General features: G+C 68.7%; 12 protein-coding genes. 2 read left to right on the top strand and 10 right to left on the bottom strand.

Features of this window, described 5'->3' with window-relative positions; all coding sequences use genetic code 11:
• Window positions 1–85: 85 nt before the first annotated feature.
• Window positions 86–955 carry a type II secretion system protein GspC gene (gspC, locus tag HUA78_RS37770; protein WP_174478382.1) on the bottom strand — a complete coding sequence of 290 codons (870 nt, stop codon included), beginning with the start codon at window positions 953–955 and terminating at the stop codon, window positions 86–88.
• Window positions 956–1169: 214 nt separating this feature from the next.
• Here gspC and HUA78_RS37765 point away from each other — a divergent pair, with 214 nt between their 5' ends.
• A complete protein-coding gene (locus HUA78_RS37765) occupies window positions 1170–2021 on the top strand; it encodes a hypothetical protein (RefSeq protein ID WP_174478381.1) in 852 nt (283 codons plus the stop codon).
• A gap of 39 nt (window positions 2022–2060) precedes the next feature.
• Here HUA78_RS37765 and HUA78_RS37760 read toward each other — a convergent pair whose 3' ends face one another.
• The 6 genes from HUA78_RS37760 to tgt form a co-directional block, all read right to left on the bottom strand.
• Window positions 2061–2924 carry an alpha/beta fold hydrolase gene (locus HUA78_RS37760; protein WP_174478380.1) on the bottom strand — a complete coding sequence of 288 codons (864 nt, stop codon included), beginning with the start codon at window positions 2922–2924 and terminating at the stop codon, window positions 2061–2063.
• Between the two features lie 131 nt (window positions 2925–3055).
• A complete protein-coding gene (locus HUA78_RS37755) occupies window positions 3056–3583 on the bottom strand; it encodes a hypothetical protein (RefSeq protein ID WP_141643724.1) in 528 nt (175 codons plus the stop codon).
• 218 nt (window positions 3584–3801) lie between these two features.
• Entirely contained in the window at window positions 3802–4329 is a 528-nt protein-coding gene (locus HUA78_RS37750; RefSeq protein WP_174478379.1) for a hypothetical protein, read from the bottom strand.
• Between the two features lie 163 nt (window positions 4330–4492).
• Entirely contained in the window at window positions 4493–5020 is a 528-nt protein-coding gene (locus HUA78_RS37745) for a hypothetical protein (RefSeq protein WP_141643726.1), read from the bottom strand.
• Window positions 5021–5188: 168 nt separating this feature from the next.
• Window positions 5189–6034, bottom strand: coding sequence for a tRNA (5-methylaminomethyl-2-thiouridine)(34)-methyltransferase MnmD (locus HUA78_RS37740; protein ID WP_174478378.1), 846 nt, complete (start codon window positions 6032–6034; stop codon window positions 5189–5191).
• On the bottom strand, window positions 6031–7200 hold the full coding sequence (gene tgt / locus HUA78_RS37735; protein ID WP_174455814.1) for a tRNA guanosine(34) transglycosylase Tgt: 1170 nt from the start codon (window positions 7198–7200) through the stop codon (window positions 6031–6033). The genes HUA78_RS37740 and tgt overlap by 4 nt, the downstream gene beginning before the upstream one ends.
• Before the next feature lie 212 nt (window positions 7201–7412).
• Here tgt and HUA78_RS37730 point away from each other — a divergent pair, with 212 nt between their 5' ends.
• Window positions 7413–9011 (top strand): ABC-F family ATP-binding cassette domain-containing protein, encoded by a 1599-nt coding sequence (locus tag HUA78_RS37730; RefSeq protein WP_141643735.1) that lies wholly within the window; start codon window positions 7413–7415, stop codon window positions 9009–9011.
• Between the two features lie 21 nt (window positions 9012–9032).
• Here HUA78_RS37730 and HUA78_RS37725 read toward each other — a convergent pair whose 3' ends face one another.
• The 3 genes from HUA78_RS37725 to HUA78_RS37715 form a co-directional block, all read right to left on the bottom strand.
• On the bottom strand, window positions 9033–9491 hold the full coding sequence (locus HUA78_RS37725; RefSeq protein WP_217440687.1) for an Rrf2 family transcriptional regulator: 459 nt from the start codon (window positions 9489–9491) through the stop codon (window positions 9033–9035).
• A 113-nt stretch (window positions 9492–9604) separates the two neighbouring features.
• Entirely contained in the window at window positions 9605–12883 is a 3279-nt protein-coding gene (locus tag HUA78_RS37720; protein ID WP_254624111.1) for a chitobiase/beta-hexosaminidase C-terminal domain-containing protein, read from the bottom strand.
• Window positions 12884–13065: 182 nt separating this feature from the next.
• Window positions 13066–17121: a chitobiase/beta-hexosaminidase C-terminal domain-containing protein gene (locus HUA78_RS37715; RefSeq protein ID WP_174478376.1), complete on the bottom strand. Its 4056-nt coding sequence runs from the start codon at window positions 17119–17121 to the stop codon at window positions 13066–13068.
• Between the last annotated feature and the right edge of the window lie 23 nt (window positions 17122–17144).

The following is a 17144-nucleotide window of genomic DNA, read 5'->3' as shown; positions in this document are numbered from 1 at the left end:
GAGCGCCATCGTTCGCGGGCGCCTGCTTCCCTGGCTCCCCTTCACGGGACGGGCGCGTGGTGGCGAGCTCACCGGGCCCCAGGTGTCACGGTCGCACGTCGTAGACCTTGCGCAGCGGAAGGCCACCACGGTCGATGTCGAGTTCCAGGTGCCGGAACTTCTTGAGCAGCATGTACTGCTCCAGCGCCTTCTCCGTGGAATCGAGCGCGACGCCGTTGATGCGCTGGATGACATCGCCATTCTGGAGGCCCAGCTTCTCGTACACAGAGCCCTGCCGGACGGCGAGGAGCTTGAAGCCCTGGGGCTGCCCCTCCTTGAAGTACGGAACGATGCGCGCCTGCGTGAGCGCGGCGCCCTGGGTCCACTGGTCGAGGTCCAGGTACCTGTCAGGCACCTCGTAGGTGTGCTCTCCCACGCGTCGGATGTCGCTCCCACGCTCGCTGCCCGCGGCCACTGGAGCCCCGGTCGATGGGGGCCCCTCGGGTCCCTGGCCGTCGATGACCTCCTGCTGTCCTTCCCGGGTGACGATGATGCGCTCTCGTTCGATGACGACCACCTCCGCGTCCTGAAGCACGTCTCCCACGCGGAGGCTGCGCACGCGCCGGCTGTCGAGGTCTTCCACGGACGCGAGCGACCAGAAGGGCTCGCGCGACGTCAGCGTCCCCACGAGCTTCGCGCGCCGCGCGCTCCTCCGGGGCCCGCTGTGGGCAAGAGGCCCAGCCGAGGGCTTCTCCTTGATGCCGAGCACACGAGCCAGCGACTCGGTGCGAAGCGAGAGCCGCGCCTCCGTGCTGGCGAACCGGATGGGTTTCGCGGGCATCGAGTCCAGTCCCGGGACGGGAACCGCGAGGTGGAACTCCGTGACGAGGTGGACGGTGCGCGCGGCGATCAACGCGGCGACGAGGAGAAAGCAACAGCTCACCAGCCAGAAGTACTTCTGGAGCAGAGGTCTCATGGCGCCAGGCCAGAGCAAGCACGGGGCCAGGGAATGGCATACACCGGGCCTCATTCGGGGACACCGCGCTCCGGGCGAAAGGCACACACGCAGAGGCCTCGCGGGGATGCCTGGATTGTCACGGGTCAGAGGTGTGTCCGAGACAGGCTGTCACGGTGGACGCTGCTGTCGGCACTGATGTAAGCAGCCGCCCCTCTTCTTCGCGGAGCCGAGCATGTTCATCATCTCTGGAAGTTCGCCGAAACAGCAGGACCTCGGCGAGCAGCGCGCGCCCTGCCCGGACTGTCAGCAGGAGACGTCCCAGCGGCTGCAGCGTCACTACCGGGTGATTCACGTCTTCTGGTTCCCCCTCTTCTCGCTGGGAACGAAGTACGTGCGAATCTGCGGGCGCTGCAACCTGCACACGGAGGTGCCGGAGCAACAGGTCGGCCCCGTGCCGGTGGCGCCGCTGCTGCACCGGATGGGCGGCCTGTTCCCGGTGGCCGCGCTGGCGTTCTGCTGTGTGGGCTTTCCCCTCGTCAACGCGGTGGTCTCTCTCGGCACCGGTGACTCGAGCGGTTCTTCCCAGCAACAGGAGCAGCGGGCGGGCAGGCAGGGCTTCGACCAGCGCTTCGAGGCCCAGGCCGAGGACCTGGCCGTGGAGACCACGATTCAGTCCGCGTTCGAGGAGCAGGGCCACCAGTCGGTGACGGTCTCCGCCAGCTCCGCCTCCGTGAAGGAGCACGTCATCCGCGTCGTCTCCGCGCAGACCCCTCGCTTGAAGAAGGTGAGCGATGGAGACCGCATCCGGATGCTCGAGATGATGGAGGCGGAAGCCGACAAGCGCTTCGCCAACGACGAGGTCTTCCTGGGCCTGCGGGGCAAGCTCCTCTGGGGTGGGTATTCCCACCGCGCCCCGGGTGGGAAGTGGAAGCGCGTCGTGGACGGCACCACGTCCAGCCCCATGGTGGATGCCTTCGAGGCGCTCCTTCAGCGGGAGGCCGCGCTGCCTCCCTCGGCGCCGGATGCGGTGCCAACGCCGGAGCCCACGGCGGCTCCCTCGGTGGTGGACGACACGGCGCGGTGAGCACGGCCCTGGCCCCACCGGCCAGGGCACTCGCGGTGTTCAGCGCGCCTGCCGGAGTTGCGTGGCGGGCGCTTCCAGCGAGTCGAGGAACGCGAGGATGCGGAGGGCACACCCCTCCGGGTCCTCCAGCGGAAAGAGGTGCCCGCCGGGAAACTCCTCGAGCCGGGCCCCTGGCATCACCCGCCGGGCACGCGCGAAGGCCGACTCCGCGAGCGTGCGGGTGTCACTCCCCCGCACGATGAGGGTGGGCACCGCGATGGAGCGCAGCGCCCGCCACATGCCCACGGGCGTCGTCTCGAAGACGCGGGCCTCCCAGGCACGGGGGATGGTCAGCCGGAACCCGCCTTCGGGTGCCTCGGTGAGTCCGTATGTGAGGTAGTCCTGAAAGCACTCCGGGTCGAAGCTCTGGAACAGGGGCTTCTTGCGGTAGCTCGCGGCGGCCTCCTCGCGAGAGTTCCAGTGCTCCCGCCGACGCCACGCGAAGCTCGCGGGAGGCACACGACTGCGCTGGCCCAGCAGCGTCAGCACGTCGAGCGCCAGCTTGCGCATCCCCGAGAACAACACGGGGTCCAGCGTGACGATGGCGCGGAAGAGGCCGGGGTCCTTCACGGACGCGAGCAGCGTCGCCACGCCGCCCATGCTGTGCCCCACGCCGACGACGCCTTCCAGCCCGGCGGCGCGCAGGGCCTGCGCCAGCTCGTCCGCCATGTCGTTCCAGGTCCGCATGGACAGCGGGTCCGAGCCCGGCACGAGGCAACGGCTCCGCACCGAGACGACGTGGTAGCGCGTCTTCAGGCGCTCGATGAGCTTGCGGTAGGTGCCCGGCGGAAAGCCGTTGGCGTGCGCCAGGTGCAGCACGGGGCCGGTGCCGCCCCAGTCATCCAGTTGAAGGGCCTTGCTCATGGCCCTGTCCGGATACCGCGAACCGCGCCCGCTGTCTCGCGCCCCGGACGCGTGGACCGGGTGCGAGGCACTCACAGCGGGGGCCGCCAGCCGTCCCGGAGTGGCCGGAGCCCCCAAGATGCGTCCCCCGTTCAGGAGCCGGTGATGGTCAGGACCGTCGGTCCCACCGTGGCGGTGACGCCCTCCTCCGTGAAACATCCCAGCACCTGGGTCTGAGTGAGCACGAAGGTAATGAGCACGCTGGCCCCCTGGAACCGTCCGCCCACCACCGTCCCCGAATAGGTCGCCACCACCTCGCCCAAGGGCCTGACGGTGATGACGACGCTCGTGTCCAGGTTGCTGACCGAGCCGTCACTCCAGTTGAGCTGCGAGTCAAGCCGGTTCGTGCCGCTCACGCAGCTCAACATGCCGGTGCCCTCCGCCACGAATGAGGCCGAGAGGAGTGACAACGGAACCCCGACACACGGACCGAACGTCCCGTCCCCTGTCGCGGTGATCACCCGGGGCGCGTTCGTCATGCCCGGTGAGTATTGGGCCTGGACGATGCCGGGGCAGGTCAGCAGCACCGGCTCCGCGCTGGCGGGCGCCGCGAAGAGGGCCAGGGTCGCGATGAAGGCGGAGAAAAGCGGGGCGCGGCGAGAACGCAAGACAAGCGGCATGGGAAGGCTCCTCGTCCGCCTTGGACTCTCCCGCGGACGCTCACCTCTTAGCGGTTCGCTTCACCCGCTCCCATTGCACCCTCGTCCCAAGGGACACGCTCTCACTCCCCCATGCATTCCCTTGCATGAACAGGGATTGAGTACACCCTCCATCGCCAGTGGATTGAATCAACACCACGGATGGGCCCGCACGCGGGCCCCAAAGACGCGTCCCCCGTTCAGGAGCCGGTGATGGTCAGGACCGTCGGTCCCACCGTGGCGGTGACTCCCTCCTCCGTGAAACATCCCAGCACTTGGGTCTGAGCGAGCACGAACGTGATGAGCACATTGGCCCCCTGGAACCGTCCGCTCACCACCGTCCCTGTAGAGGTCGCCACCACCTCGCCCAAGGGCCTGACGGTGATGAGGATGCTCACGCTCACGTTGCTGACCGAGCCGTCGCTCCAGTTGAGCTGCGCGTCAAGCTGGCTCGAGCCCCCCACGCAGCTCAACGTGCCCATGCCCCCCGCCACGAATGACGTCGAGAGGAGTGACAACGGAACCCCGACACACGGGCCGAACGTCCCGCTCGCTGTCGCGGTGATCACCCGGGGCGCGTTCGTCATGCCCGGTGAGTATTGGGCCTGGACGATGCCGGGGCAGGTCAGCAGCACCGGCTCCGCGCTCGCGGGCGCCGCGAACAGCGCCAGGGTCGCGACGAAGGAGGCGAACAGCGGGGCGAGGCGAGAACGCGAGAAAAGCCGCATGGCGAGACTCCTCGTCCGCCTTGGACTCTCCCGCGGACGCTCACCTCTTATCGCTTCGCTTCACCCTCACCCATTGCCCCCTCGTCTCAAGGGACGCGCTCTCACTCACACATGCATTCAGACGTCCCGGAGCGGCTGGAGGCCCCCAAGACGCGACTCCCGCTCAGGAGCCGGTGATGGTCAGGACCGTCGGTCCCACCGTGGCGGTGACGCCCTCCTCCGTGAAACATCCCAGCACCTGGGTCTGAGCGAGCACGAACGTGATGAGCACGCTGGCCCCCTGGAACCGTCCGCCCACCACCGTCCCCGAATAGGTCGCCACCACCTCGCCCAAGGGCCTGACGGTGATGAGGATGCTCGTGTCCAGGTGGCTGACCGAACCGTCGCTCCAGTTGAGCTGCGCGCCAAGCTGGTTCGAGCCCCCCACGCAGCTCAACGTGCCCATGCCCCCCGCCACGAAAGAGGTCGAGAGGAGTGACAACGGAACCCCGACACACGGGCCGAACGTCCCGCTCGCCGTCGAGGTGATCATCCGGGGCGCGTTCGTCATGCCCGGTGAGTATTGGGCCTGGACGATGCCGGGGCAGGTCAGCAGCACCGGCTCCGCGCTCGCGGGCGCCGCGAACAGCGCCAGGGTCGCGACGAAGGACGAGAACAGCGGAGCGAGGCGAGACTGCGAGAAAGGCCGCATGGGAAGGCTCCTCGTCCGCCTTGGACTCTCCCGCGGACGCTCACCTCTTAGCGGTTCGCTTCACCCGCTCCCATTGCACCCTCGTCCCAAGGGACGCGCTCTCACTCGCACGTGCATCAACTTGCATGAGCAGGAATTGAGCGCCCATTCCCTCACACGGAGATTGAATCAACGCCACTGCGGATGGGCCAGCACGCGGGCCTCGACGTCGGGCGTCAACGTCGCGCCATGGGGCGCCCGGGACGACGAGCGCGTCCAGCGCTCCAGCCACCGCGTACCCAACGGCGATGCCAGCGCTTCGCGCCGCGTGGAGGCCACCGTCGTCTCACCCTTGGTCCCCGTGGACGCACCCGCCCCCACGAAGAAACCGGCCAGCAGCAGCGTCACCCGCGTGGGCGTCGCCGCGCTGTAGGTCAACAGCAGCGCGCCCTCGCCATCCTCACGGCAGTGCCGGCGAACCCGCGCGAGCACGTCCTCGGTCCACATGTCCGGGTTCGACGCGGGAGAGAACGGATCGAAATACACCAGGTCCGCCACGGGCAGCGCCCCGTCCAGGAACGGCACCGCGTCTCCCAGGTGCAGCCGCCAGCGCAGGCCGTCCTCCTCCCACACGCCGTCGCGCATCAGCGCCTGGGCCGCCTGACGAAACGGTTGGAGGAACGGGAAGCCCGCGGCGTCCGCCAGCGCCAGCCGCAGCGGCGCCAGGTCCACCTCGAAGCTGATGACCTCCAGCGTCCGCCGCCGAGCGGCCCCCAACTCCCGCGCGCACGTCAGCGCGGCCACCGCGTTGGTGGCGGCCCCCAGGCCCACATCGTGGATGACGAGCGGCGGGCCCTCCTGGGAGAGCCGCTCCGCGAGCCGGGGCTGCTCCACGTAGAGGCCCAGGGCCTCCTTCCACGGGCCCACCGAGGGGTGCATCACCTCGCCATGGCCCAGGTGCCGCACCGCGCGCGAGCCGTTGCGCAGCGTGACGAGCTCGAAGTCCCCGTCGCGCGGGTTGGCCTCCTCGCTCATCCGACTTCCTTCAGCGTCACCTCGTTCGCGCTCGCCCCTTCCTTCAAATCCTTGGGCGTGGCGATGGCCACCTTCAGCTCGCGCGCCACCTGCTCGTAGGTGCCGGAGAGAATCCCCGCGCGGATGCGGGCCATCAGCTTCTGGTAGTGCCGCACGTTGTGCACCGACAGGAAGCGCGAGCCCAGGTGGTGCTTGCCGCGCATCAGGTGATGCAGATACCCGCGCGTGTAGCGCTTGCACACGTAGCAATCACACTCGGCGTCGAGCGGCTCGTCCGCCAGCCGGAACACGTTGCGGGTGATGCGCACCAGGCCCTGGAAGGTGTACGCGTAGCCCTGCTGCGCCATCTTCGTGGGGATGATGCAGTCGAACATGTCCACGCCGCGCAGCACCGCCTCGATGAGGTCCGTCGGCGTACCCACGCCCATCAGGTAGCGAGGCTTGTCCGCCGGCAGCGACGCGGTGGTGCGCAACGTCATGGACTCGCGCTCCGCCTTCGTCTCCCCCACCGCCAGCCCGCCAATGGCGAAGCCGTCGAAGGGCAGCTTCGTCAGGAACTCCGCGCTCTCGTCGCGCAGGTTCGGGAAGACGCCGCCCTGGACGATGCCGAACATCGCCTGGCCCGTGTCCACCTTGGCCTTCGCCGCCAGGCTGCGCACCGCCCACCGGTGCGTGCGCTCCATCGCCTCGCGCGTGCCCGCCTCGTCCGTGCGCGAGTCGATGCACACGTCCAGCACCATCATGATTTCGGAGTTGATGGACTGCTGCATGGCGATGCTCGACTCGGGGCTGAGCAATTGCCGGCTGTTGTCGTAGAAGCTGCGGAAGTGCGCGCCCTTCTCCGTGATGAGCCGGTCCTCCGGCAGGGAGAAGATTTGAAAGCCACCCGAGTCGGTGAGCACGCCCCCATCCCACTGCATGAAGGAATGGATGCCGCCAAAGCGCTGGAAGACCTCCGCGCCGGGCCGGAGCATCAGGTGGTACGTGTTCGCCAGCAGGATGCTGGCCCCCGTCTCCTTCACCTCCTCCATGCCCAGATGCCGGAAGGCGGCATGGGTCGCCACCGGCATGAACATGGGCGTGCTGAAGGAGCCGCGCCGGGTGTGAAGCACTCCGGCGCGGGCGCCGGTGGGGTCGGTGGTGAGGAGTTCGAAGCGGACGGCCATGGGCGGGGCCTTATACCCGTCATCCCCGCCCCATGGTCCACCCCTGTCGCCCGTCCCCCCGCCTGCCAGCCGGACGGGGACTCAAGACCCCGCCATTTCAAGGCATTTTTCGTCGCCTGCCGGGCGTTTCATGAGGTCACCGCGAGACGGATGGGTCGCGATTCCACGCAGCCTTGGCCGCTCCGCGTCAATTCCGCTACAACGCGCCCGCCATGTTCAACGTCATCAACGTCTCCAAGGCCTACGGGCCCAAGAAGCTTTTCGAGGAGGTCAACGTCACCTTCTCCCCGGGCCGCCGCTACGGCCTGACCGGCCCCAACGGTGCGGGCAAGTCCACGTTCATGAAGATCCTCGCCGGAGACGAGGAAGCCGACATGGGCAACATCGTCCGGCCGCGCAAGCTGGGCATCCTCCGCCAGGACCACTTCCGCTACGAGGAGGAACGCGTCCTCGACGTCGTGCTCATGGGCAACCTGCCCCTGTGGGCGGCCATGTCGGAGAAGAACAAGCTGTTGGCCAAGTCGGACATCACCGACGAGGACGGCAACCGGCTGGGCGAACTGGAGGGCGTCATCGCCGAGGAGGATGGCTACTCGGCGGAGAGCGACGCGGCCACGCTGCTGGCGGGCCTGGGAATCGAAGAGGCCTTCCATGAGGGCCCCATGCGGCAGCTGACCGGCGGCCTCAAGCTGCGCGTGTTGCTCGCCCAGGCGCTGTTCGGCAAGCCCGAGGGGCTGCTGCTCGACGAGCCCACGAACAACCTCGATATCGACTCCATCCGCTGGCTGGAGAACTTCCTGCACGAGTACGAGGGCGTGCTCATCACCATCAGCCACGACCGGCACTTCCTCAACTCCATCTGCACGCACATCGCGGACATCGATTACGAGGCCATCATCCAGTACAACGGTGGCTACGACGACATGGTGCGGCAGAAGTCCCAGCTGCGCACCCGCGTGGAGTCCGAGACCGAGGAGAAGAAGAAGAAGATCGCCCAGCTCCAGGACTTCGTGGCGCGCTTCCACGCCGGCACCCGCGCCTCGCAGGTGCAGAGCCGCATCAAGCAGATCGACAAGCTGAAGTCGGACGACCTCAAGCGCTCCAACATCGCGCGGCCGTTCATCCGCTTCGACCAGAAGGTCGTCAGCGGCAAGCAGACGCTCATGGTGGAGGGCATCAGCAAGTCCTTCGACGGCGTGCCCGTCATCCGCCCCTTCAACGCGCTGGTGTGCAAGGGCGAGCGCGTCTGTGTCATCGGCCGCAACGGCGTGGGCAAGTCCACCCTGGTGAGGATGCTCGCCGGGCAGCTCGAGCCGGACACCGGCAAGATTGGCTGGGGCCACCAGGCCTCCGTCGGCTACCTGCCGCAGGACCACCACGGCGTCGTGCGCAAGGGCACCACCTGCTTCGGCTGGCTGCGCGACTTGCACGACAAGCTCACCAACGAAGAGATTTCCGGCGTGCTCGGCCGGATGCTCTTCTCCGGCGAGGAGCGGATGAAGAACACCGACACCCTCTCCGGTGGTGAGACGGTGCGCCTGCTGCTGTCCAAGCTGATGATCATGCAGGACAACGTCCTCGTGCTCGACGAGCCCACCAACCACCTGGACCTGGAGTCCATCTCCGCGCTCGCCGAGGGCCTCCAGAAGTACGAAGGCACCGTCATCGTCGTGACGCATGACCAGGAGCTCATCTCCGAGGTCGCCACGCGAATCTGGTCGCTCGAGGCGGGCCGCGAGGTGCTCGACTTCAACGGACCATACGCGGAGTTCCGCGAGAAGCACGCGGCCGTCGCGGCCCAGCGCCGCTGACGTGAAGGGCCCGCCTGTCGCTCAGCCCGTCTTCTCCGGCGGGTTGAGCGCGAGGAAGCGGGCGTTGAGGTCCGCGGACATCTGGGCCACGGTGGTGCCTTCCAGGCTCTGCTTCAGCGCGGCCTCCGCGCGGCCGAAGACACCTTCCAGGTAGTCGGCCACGCAGGGGCCAATGGCGCAGTCCGGAGCGGGCCCCACCGGGTGCCTGCCGAACAGCTCCGCGCCCTCCTCCACCGACTCGTAGATGTCCCGAAGGGTGATGTCCTCGGGGCGCCGGGCCAGCGTCACGCCTCCGCGAACGCCCCGCTTCGTCTCCACCAGCCCCGAGCGAGCCAGGTCTCCCAAGAGCCGCCGCACCACGACGGGGTTCGTCTGGATGCTGCGCGCCATCGCCTCGGACGTCAGCGGACCGGCCGCGTCACCGGAGCACTTCGCGAGCATCGCGACGATGTGCGCCGCCATGGTGAATCGGCTGTTCACTCACCCTCCGGGCTGGAATGGAGACTCCGATGGTTACCTATCGCCCGCCCTGACGGCGTGCAACCCGGCATTCCCCGACTGCCGGGCTGCTCGTCCGCTGGGAGCCCCGGGACTCAGGGATTCACGAGTCCAAAGCTACCCGTCCCCACGGCCCAGTCTCCGGCCGCGTGGGTGTCTCCAGCGGTGACACGGCGCAGGGTCGTCTGCTTTCCAGCCGACGCGAAGGCCGGCGCCCAGGCGACGGTGATGTCCCAGGCGGAAGGGGCGGAAGAGTACGTGCAGGGGACACCGCCACACGTCGCGGGTATCCACTGGCCCAGGGACTGGAGCAGCGCGAGGTCCGTCAGGAAGCCAGCGAACGTGTTGGTCCCAATGGAGACCGCGAGGCCGTCCTGCGTGGCGCCGAAGGGGTCCAGCACGCGCAGCACCCGGTTGCCCGGGAGGAGGCTGAAGGTGGCGCCGCTGTGAAAGTCCCACGCGGTGTCATGCGTCGCGGGATACAGCATCCGGCGATGCTCCATGGGCCCGCTCAGCTCCGAACGGGGCCCCGCCTCGCCCACGGGGTCCGGGTTGAGGTGCATGACGAGGACGTCGCCGGCCTGCACCTCCACGTCGGGGAACGTCGCGAGCGGCTCGGAGCCCCCGTCCTGCATCAGGGTCATGCCCGTCACCGGTCCGGACTGGAGCACGACCAACTCCACCAGGTCGCGGTTGAACGACATGTTGGGAGCAACCTCCGTGATTCGCAGCCGCGCGGGCGTCGCGAACCCCCGGAAGGAGGCGGTGTTGTTCGGCGCCTGCACGCCGTCCCCCTTGAGGTCCCGCAGCGTCGCGGCGACCTGGACGCCATAGCTGCCTCGCGGAGTCTGCGGCGGCGTGGTGACGACCACCTCCTTGGGCGACTGCAGCGTCGCGCCGGTGACGGAGAGCCCGGGGATGGTGATTTGCGCACCGCTGCCCAGGAGGCTGCCCGCATCCAGCCGCCGGTCGAAGCGCACCAGGACGGTCGTCGAGGAGAGCGCGAACGCTCCGAGGACCTTCGGGGGCGGACACGTCTGCGCGGTAAGCTGCTCGGGAACCCAGAGGGAAGGCTGCGTCGACGCGGAGACCGTCCCGAAACGCCACAGCGGAGAGGTGAGCGAGACGTCGCAGCCCTGCACCAGCTCCAGCGAGTCGTTCACCGTCGCCACCATGCGCAGCCGGAGCTGGGCGGCGCTGGACGAGTTCGCGGGGACGCCCACCGTCGTCAGGGGCGCCTGGAGGTGGTCCGTGCCCGAGGCGGAGAAGGGGCCACTGATGACGCCGCGCAGGGAGATGAGCTCGGACTCGAAGTTTTCCAGAGCCATGGGCAGGTCGATGGCGCTCACATCCTGCGCCAGCGTCTGCACGGGGAAGTCCCTGGCGAACACGGTGTAGCTGCTGGGGTCGATGGTCGCGCGGCGCAGGCCGTTGCCGGTGCGCACATTGAGCACGCGGACGCCCACCCAGTCTCCCGCCACCGGAGGAGGCGAAACCGCGGAGGGGTTCAACTCCACGAACAGGGCCGGTCCCTCGCGCGTCGCCTGAAGAAAGATGCCCGGGCCGTCATTCGTCAGGTTGCCCACCCCGGGCTTGACGAAGGTGATGATGGCGCCGTCGATGGGCAGTCTCGGCACGTTGCCATCCGCCGCGGCGCGCACGGTGGCGATCTGCTGCGACGCGACGGTGGCCACGTCGGGCAATGTGTAGATCTCCTGCCGCCCCAGCTCCTCGTTCCCGACGTTGTCCACCGACTTGAATTTCACGGTGGTGTTGCGCGCGAGCACGAAGGGCGCGGTGTACAGCGGCGAGCTGCTCGAGACCGCCGTGCCGTCCAGCGTGTAGCGCGTCTCACCGCACCCCGCGGGGGCATCCGCGCAGGTGAGCCGCACGGTGACGGGGCCGTTGAACGTGCCTCCAGGCGGCTCGGCCTGCGTGAGCGGGGCCGACACGTCGAAGGTGTAGACCTGGAGGCGGGATGCTTCCAGGTTGCCGGCGACATCCCTCGACACGAAGCGCAGGCGCGTGTTGGCGGAGAGCGTGAGGGGCGCGGTGTACGGAGTTCCCGTCGTCGGCGTCGGCTCGCTGTCGTCCAGCGTGTACCAGGTCCCCGCGCAGCCGCTGCCCGCGCCGTCGCCGCACGCCAGCGTCACCGTCCGCTGGGTCCGGAACACGCCCCCCTCGGGCTGTGCCACGGTGGTGGGCGCCGTCGGGTCCACCAGGATGGAATAGGTCTCCGTCACCGAGGGACTGACGTTCCCCACGTTGTCCACCGCGAGGAAGCGCAGCGTCGTCGTCGCCGAGAGCGCCAGCGGCTCCGTGTAGCGAGGTGAGGTGGTGCCCGGCGCGGTGCCGTCCGTCGTGTAGTGCAGCGCGGAGCAGCCGGAGCCCCCCGTGTCCGCGCAGCGCAGCGTCACGGATTGCGCCGAGAAATAGGCGCCACCCCGAGGCGTCGCGGAGGCGGTGGGCGACACGGTGTCGATGACGTACGTCTCGATGCCCAGCTCGCCAAGGTTTCCCACCACGTCCACGGCGACGAACGCCACCGTGGTGGTGTTGGTGAGCTGAAGAGGGCCGTTGTACGCCGGGGAGTCCATCGTCGGCGTCCTGCCATCCAGCGTGTAGTGGATGCGAGCACAGCCGGAGCCCCCCGCGTCATTGCACGCGAGCGCGACCTGAGTCGGGCCGGCGAACAGTCCCCCCCGAGGCGTGGCGACGGAGTCCGGCCCGGTCATGTCGGCGGTATACAGCGCGGCTCCCGGCGCGGAGGCGTTGCCTGCGCGGTCCAGGGCGATGAAGCGCAGCCGTGCCCCGGCCAGCAACGTGAGCGGCGTCGTATAGAGTCGCGAGGTCTCCAAGGGGATGGCGCCGTCCAGCGTGTAGTGGATTCGGGCGCAGCCGGAGCCCGTGCCGTCGTCACACGTCAGCGTGACGACGAGCGGAACGCCATAAATCCCCGAGCCCGGCGACATGGTGACCTTCGGAGGGTCTGCGTCCACCACGAACTCCGCCGAGCGCGCACTCTCGCTGTTGCCCGCCCGGTCCACGGAGAAGAAGCGCAGCGTGGCGCTGGCCTCCACCATGACGAAGTCCGAGTAGCGGATGGACCGCGTCGTCGGAGCACTGCCATCCAACGTGTAGTACGTGGCCTCGCAGCCGGAGCCCGTCCCGTCAGCACAGGTGAGCGTCACCGTGCGCGGGCTGTTGAAGAGGCCCCCCGCTGGAGAGGCCACGGTGGTGGGCGCGACGGTGTCCGTGGACCCGGGGGGCGTGGGGACGGGATCCGAGCCTCCTCCGCCGCACGCGCTCGTCAGCACCAACGTGCAGAGCACTCCCCACAGGGAACGAGAGAAGAACGACACAAACCGAGGCATCGCGAATCCATGGCATGCGCGTCCACTCCCCGCGAACGGGGAGGAACGGATATCGGGGCTGTCGGGGGAGGGAACGGCGCCGTGTGCCATCCGTGGATGGCACGCACCACCGCCTGATAGCGGAGCCTCGCGGAAGTTTCAAATTCCGGCGGCCCTCCGCGAAGGAGTCCTTCGGTTGGGGCTCAGGGATTCACGAGTCCAAAGGTCCCCGTGCCCACGGCCCAGTCCGAGGCGCTATTGCTGTCTACGGAAGTGACACGGCCCAGGGTGATCTGCTTCCCCGTCGACACGAAGGCCGACGACCAGCTGACGGAGACGCTCCAGGCGGTGGGGAGCGTGGAGTACGTGCAGGGGACACCGCCACAGTTCGTGGGTGACCACTGGCCCTGACCCTGGAGCGTTTGGAGTTCGCCCAGGAAACCGGCGCTGGTGTTGCTCTGAACCGTGACGGCGAGGCCATCCTGGGCGGCCCCCTGGGCGTCCCGCACACGCAGCACCCGGTTGCCCGTGGGGAGGCTGACGGTGGCGCCGCTGTGGAAGTCCCACGCGGAGTCATGGTTCGCGGGAAACGCCGCCTGCGGAAACTCCGTGCGCCCGAGCGTCTCTGATTGCGGCCCCGCATCCTCCTGCACGAGGTCTGGATTGAGGTGCATGACGATGACGTCGCCGGCCTGCACTTCCACCTCGGGGAACGTCGCCAGCGGCGCGGGGCCCCCGTCCAGCAACAGCGTCATGCCCCCCACCGAGCCGGACTGCAGCACGCGCAGCTCCACGAGGTCGCGGCCGCCCGTCATGTTGGGCGCGACTTCGGTGATGCGCAGGCGCGCGGAGATCGAGAAGCCTTGGAAGAAACCGCTGTTTGTCGGCGCCTGCACGCCGACGCCCCTCCTGTCCCTCAGCGTCGAGGCGACCTTGAGGTCATAGCCTTGGCGGGGAGTCTGCGGCGCCGTGGTGAGGACCACCTCCGTGGGCGACTGGAGCGTCGCGCCCGTGACGGCGAGCCCGCCAAGGGCGGTGATGGAGAACTGGGCACCGCTCCCCAGGAGACTGCTCGCATCCAGGCGCCGGTCGAACCGCACCAAGACACTCGTCGCGCTCAGGGCCTTCGTCTCGATGACAGCCGGGGACGGGCACGTCTGCGAGGTGAGCTGCTCGGGGACCCAGAGGGAGGGCTGCGTCGACGCCGAGGCGGACACGTAGTGCCACAGGGGTGAAGTGAGAGAGACCGTGCAACCAGGAGTCAGCTCCACCGTGTCGTTCACCGTCGCCACCATGCGCAGACGGAACTGGGCCGCGCTGGAGGAGCCCACGGGGATGGCCGACGTCGTCAAGGGCGCCTGGAGATGGCCCGTGCCGGAGGGAGTGAAGGCGCCGTTGATGACACCTTGCAGCGAGATGAGCTCGGAGTCGAACATGTCCCGCACGAGGGGCAGATCGACGGAACTCACCTCCTGGGCCAGCGTCGCCACGGGGAAGTTCTTGGCGAGCACGGCGTAGCTGCTGGTGTCGATGCTCGCGCGGCGCAGGCCGTTCACGGTGCGCAGGTGATTCACCCGGACACTCACCCAGTCACCCGCCACTGGAGGCGGGACGAGTCCGGCGGGGTTCACCGACACGAAGATGGCCGGCCCCTCCTGCTTCGCCTGGAGGAAGATGCCCGGGCCATCACTCGTGGGGTCGCCCACGCCCGGCTTGACGAAGGTGACGATGGCTCCATTGATGGGCAGCATGGGCTGGGCGCCATCCGCCGCGCCACGCAGCCAATCGATCTGCGACGAGGCGTTGTTGGCCACGTCGGGCACCGTGTAGATCTCCTGCCGCCCCGGTTCCTCGTTCCCGACGTTGTCCACCGACTTGAAGTTCACGGTGGTGTTCCGCCCGAGGACGATGGGCGCGGTGTACAGCGGCGAGCTGCTCGAGACCGCCGTGCCGTCCAGGGTGTAGCGCGTCTCACGGCAGCCCGCGGGCGCATCCGTGCACGTGAGCCGCACGGTGACGGGGCCGTTGAACGTGCCTCCGGGAGGCTCGGCCTGCGTGAGCGGGGCCGTCACGTCGAAGGTGTAGACCTGGAGGCGGGACGCTTCCAGGGTGCCCACCGAATCCCTCGACACGAAGCGAAGGCGCGTGGTGGAGGACAGCGAGATGGGGCCGGTATACGGAGTTCCCGTCGTCGGCGTCGGCTCGCTGTCGTCCAGCGTGTACCAGGTCCCCGCACAGGCGAGGCCCGCGCCGTCGGTGCACACGAGCGTCACCGTCTGCGGGGTCCGGAAGAGGCCGCCCTCGGGCTGAGCCACGGTGGTCGGGGCCAGCATGATGGAATAGGTCTCCGTCACCGTGGCACCGAGGTTTCCGGCACCGTCCACCGCGAGGAAGCGCAGCGTCGTCGACGACGAGAGTGCCAGGGGCTGCGCGTAGCGCGCGGAGGCGGTCGTGGGAGAGGTGCCATCCGTCGTGAAGTGCAGCGCGGAGCAGCCGGAGCCCCCCGTGTCGTTACAGCTCAGCGTCACGGACTGCGCCGAGGAGTAGGTGCCACCCCGAGGCGTCGCGGACGCGGTGGGCGGCACGGTATCGATGACGTACGCCTCCGAGACCACGGGGCCAAGGTTCCCAGCACTGTCCACCGCGAGGAAGCGCAGCGTCGTCGACGACGAGAGCGCCAGGGGTTGCACGTAGCGCGCGGAGGCGGTCGTGGGAGTGGTTCCATCCGTCGTGAAGTGCAGCGCGGAGCAGCCGGCGCCCCCGGTGTCCTCGCAGCTCAGCGTCACGGACTGCGCCGAGGAGTAGGTGCCACCCCGAGGCGTCGCGGACGCGGTGGGCGGCACGGTATCGATGACGTACGCCTCCGAGACCACGGGGCCAAGGTTCCCAGCACTGTCCACCGCGAGGAAGCGCAGCGTCGTCGACGACGAGAGCGCCAGGGGTTGCCCATAGCGCGCGGAGGCGGTCGTGGGAGAGGTTCCATCCATCGTGAAGTGCAGCGCGGAGCAGCCGGAGCCCCCCGTGTCGTCACAGCTCAGTGTCACGGACCGCGCCGAGGAGTAGGAGCCACCCCGAGGCGTCGCGGACGCGGTTGGCGGCACGGTATCGATGACGTACGCCTCCGAGACCACCGGTCCAAGGTTCCCAGCACCGTCCACCGCGAGGAAGCGCAGCGTCGTCGACGACGAGAGCGCCAGGGGTTGCCCATAGCGCGCGGAGGCGGTCGTGGGAGTGGTTCCATCCGTCGTGAAGTGCAGCGCGGAGCAGCCAGCGCCCCCGGTGTCCTCGCAGCTCAGCGTCACGGACTGCGCCGAGGAGTAGGTGCCACCCCGAGGCGTCGCGGAGGCGGTGGGCGGCGCGGTATCGATGACATACGTCTCGATGACCAGGTCCCCGCGGTTCCCCTCCGTGTCCATGGAGAAGAAGCGCACCGTGGTGGTGGTGGTGAGTTGGAGCGGGCCTGCGTACACGGGGGAATCCAGCGTCGGTGCCGTGCCATCCAACGTGTAGCGGGTGCTGGCACAGCCGGAACCGCCCGAGTCATCACACGTGAGCGCCACCTGCGTCGGACCGGCGAACACCCCACCCCGAGGGGTGGCGGCGGAGGCAGGCCCGCCCTTGTCGAACGAGTAGAGCTCCGTGCCCTCGCGCGACGCGTTGCCTGCGCGGTCCATGGCGATGAATCGCAGCCGCGCGCCGGCAATCAACGTGAGCGGGGCCGAGTAGAGGGGAGACGTCTCCGAAGGGACAGCGCCGTCCAGCGTGTAGTGGATGCGAGAGCAGCCGGAGCCCGTGCCGTCATCACACGTCAGCGTCACGATGAGCGGAGCATCGTGGGTACCCGAACCCGGAGTCGCGGAGACCACCGGAGGGTCCACGTCCACCACGAACTCCGCCGAGCGCGCGCTCTCGCTGTTGCCAGAATGGTCCACGGAGAAGAAGCGCAGCGTGGCGCTGGCCTCCACCATGACGAAGGCCGAGTAGCGGATGGACCGCGTCGTCGGAGCGCTGCCGTCCAGCGTGTAGTACGTGGCCTCGCAGCCGGAGCCCGTCCCGTCATCACAGGTGAGCGTCACCGTGCGAGGGCTGTTGAAGAGTCCCCCCGCCGGAGAGGCCACGGTGGTGGGCGCGACGGTGTCCGTAGACCCGGGCGGCGTCGGCCCGGGGCCCGACCCCGCGTCGCCACATGCACTCGTGAGAACCCCCAGGCAGAGCAATGCCGACAAGGGGCGGATGAGGAACAACACAGTCCGAGACATCAAATATCCATGGCATGCGCGTC

It is taken from the genome of Myxococcus sp. CA033, assembly GCF_013336625.1.
Classification (GTDB): Bacteria; Myxococcota; Myxococcia; order Myxococcales; family Myxococcaceae; genus Myxococcus; species Myxococcus llanfairpwllgwyngyllgogerychwyrndrobwllllantysiliogogogochensis.
This window is presented reverse-complemented; position numbering and strand designations above follow the sequence as displayed.